Below are 2,601 nucleotides of genomic sequence, written 5' to 3' on the forward strand. Positions count from 1 at the left end.
CTTTCTTCTCATATCCATCGCAACCGCTCCGACGATGATGAGGCCCTTGATGATATTACTGAAGTTGTCATTCACTCCGATCAGTACCAGGCCGTTGTTGATGACTCCCAGGATCAGGATACCGCACAGCACTCCTGTCACGCGGCAGATTCCTCCCGTATGGGATGTCCCCCGACCGTCGCCGCTGCGATTGCATCCAGCTCGTAGTTCAAACCGGAGTTTGCAGGGTCCGCTGATCCCGCACGCCCTGCCAGCAGGATTCCGCCGAGGGCTGCACAGGCGCCGCACCATACGTATGTCAGCACCAGGTTTCTCTCTACGTTGATACCGCTACACGCGCCGCCTGGTCATTTCCGCCGATCGCATATAAGCTCTTTCCGAATCGGGTCTGCCAAGGATAAAGGCTGCGATCCCGAAGACGATCAGAAATACCACGATGATGATCGGGATCGGCCCGATCTTCCCGCTTCCCAGCAGGCGGTAGCCGTCCGACAGGTTCGATACCGGGCGCGTCGTGAAGATCTTCGCCGCCGCACGGCAGATCAGCTGGCCGCCCAGCGTCGCGATGAATGCCGGCATCTTCGTGTACGCAATCAGCGCACCCTGGATCGCACCGATGGCGATACCCATTACCATGCCCAGCAGGATTGCCACAATCGCCGGTACCTGCACGCCGAAGTTTGCCAGCGCTTTTGTCGCCAGGTCCACCGGCTGTACCAGCGCACCGGTCACACACGCGATCAGCGCCGCGGATGCCCCGATCGACAGGTCGATGCCTCGCGTCAGGATCGCAAATGCCACACCGAACGCCATGATCCCCTTGATGGACTCGCCCGTCAGCAGGGTCCGCAGGTTGGCAATCGTTAAGAATTTCGGGTTGATGATACTTACAAGGATGACCAGGACGATCAGCACGATCCAGATCATATTATCAGATAAGCGTTTCTTTGTTTTCGCGTTCATTTGGTTGCCCCCTTCTAATTCGCTTTCGCTTCCCCTTCATGGGAAGTCGCATATTTCATGATCAATTCCTGTGAGAATTCCGAACGGTCCAGGATTCCGCTCACGTGCCCTTCGTGCATCACCACCATGCGGTCCGCCACTCCCATGACTTCCGGCATCTCCGATGATACCACGATGATCGCTTTCCCCTGGCCTGCCAGTTCCGACAGCAGGGCATGGATCTCGGACTTCGCCCCGACATCGATCCCTCGTGTCGGCTCATCCACGATCAGCACATCCGGGTTCGTCAGCAGCCATCTGCCGACCAGCACTTTCTGCTGGTTCCCTCCGGACAGGTTCTGGATAGGGGTTTCCATCGTCGGGGTTTTCACCCGGATCTTATCTATGTACGTCTGCGCGTCCTCGCGCATCTTCTTCGCATTCAGCGGCATCCCGTACGCCTTCAGGTTCAGGTTTGCCATGACCATGTTCTCACGCACGCTCAACAGCCCCACGATCCCGTTCCCGCGCCGGTCCTCCGTCAGCAGGCTGATATGGTTCTCAATCGCATCCTTCGGGCTTTTGATCTCCAGCTCTTTCCCGTCCTTTACAATCTTTCCCGACGTCTTGTGCCGCATCCCGAAGATCGTCTCCATCGTCTCCGTCCGGCCTGCTCCCACAAGCCCTGCGAATCCCAGGATCTCTCCCTTCCTCAGCTCAAACGATACGTGCTGTACCAGCCGGCCTGCGCACAGGTCCTCCACCTTCAGCACCACATCCCCGATCGGGCACTCCGTCTTCGGGAACATATCCGTGATCTCGCGCCCTACCATCAGCTGGATCAGCTTGTCCTGCGTCAGGTTCTCCGCCCGGTCCGTCGCGATGTACTCCCCGTCACGGTACACCGTGATGTCATCACTGATCCGGAAGATCTCGTCCATCTTATGCGAAATATAAACTATGGCCACGCCTTTTTCTTTCAAGTCTGCAATTATCTGAAACAGGTCCTCAACCTCTGACTCCGTCAGCGCCGAGGTCGGCTCATCCATGATTACGATCGATGAATCATAGGATACCGCCTTTACAATTTCAACCATCTGCATTTTTGCGACGGTCAGGTCTTTCATCTTATCATGCGGGTCTATGTCAAGGCCCATGCGCGAAAACAGTTCCACGCAGTCGTCATACATCTTCCTGTGGTCGGTCAGGATCCCTTTTTTCGGTTCCCTGCCAAGCCATACGTTGTCACACACGGAGCGCTCATACACCGGGGAGAGTTCCTGGTGGATCATCGAGATCCCGGCGTCCAGTGCCTCCTGTGTGGACTTAAAGCTGACTTCTTTTCCTTTATAGAGAATCTTTCCTGATGTTACCGGCTGGATGCCGATCAGGCATTTCATCAATGTGGATTTTCCGGCACCATTCTCGCCCATCAGCGTATGAACGGTTCCCGGGCGTACTTTTAACTGAACGCCCTTCAATGCGCGAACTCCAGGGAATTCTTTTACGATATCATGCATCTCCAGAACATATTCTTCACTCAAACCCATTCACCTCAGTCCTAATTTTTATGTTTATAGGTGCCGGCCTAAGGCCGGCACCTATAATCAAATTCAACAATTACCTGATCAACCGAATCAGTCGTAATCAGCTACGTTA

Annotated in this window: 3 protein-coding genes; all 3 read right to left on the bottom strand. The window is 55.1% G+C overall.

The features are described from left to right. Positions 1–137 precede the first annotated feature (137 nt). The 3 genes from MCG44_RS00370 to MCG44_RS00380 are packed head-to-tail and all read right to left on the bottom strand — an operon-like array spanning position 138 to position 2,492. Entirely contained in the window at positions 138–305 is a 168-nt protein-coding gene (locus MCG44_RS00370; RefSeq protein WP_240286128.1) for an ABC transporter permease subunit, read from the bottom strand. A gap of 25 nt (positions 306–330) precedes the next feature. Then, positions 331–963 (bottom strand): ABC transporter permease, encoded by a 633-nt coding sequence (locus tag MCG44_RS00375; RefSeq protein ID WP_240286130.1) that lies wholly within the window; start codon positions 961–963, stop codon positions 331–333. Positions 964–977: 14 nt separating this feature from the next. Beyond that, positions 978–2,492 carry a sugar ABC transporter ATP-binding protein gene (locus MCG44_RS00380; RefSeq protein ID WP_240286132.1) on the bottom strand — a complete coding sequence of 505 codons (1,515 nt, stop codon included), beginning with the start codon at positions 2,490–2,492 and terminating at the stop codon, positions 978–980. Positions 2,493–2,601: the final 109 nt, after the last annotated feature.

The organism is Lawsonibacter sp. OA9 (assembly GCF_022440585.1).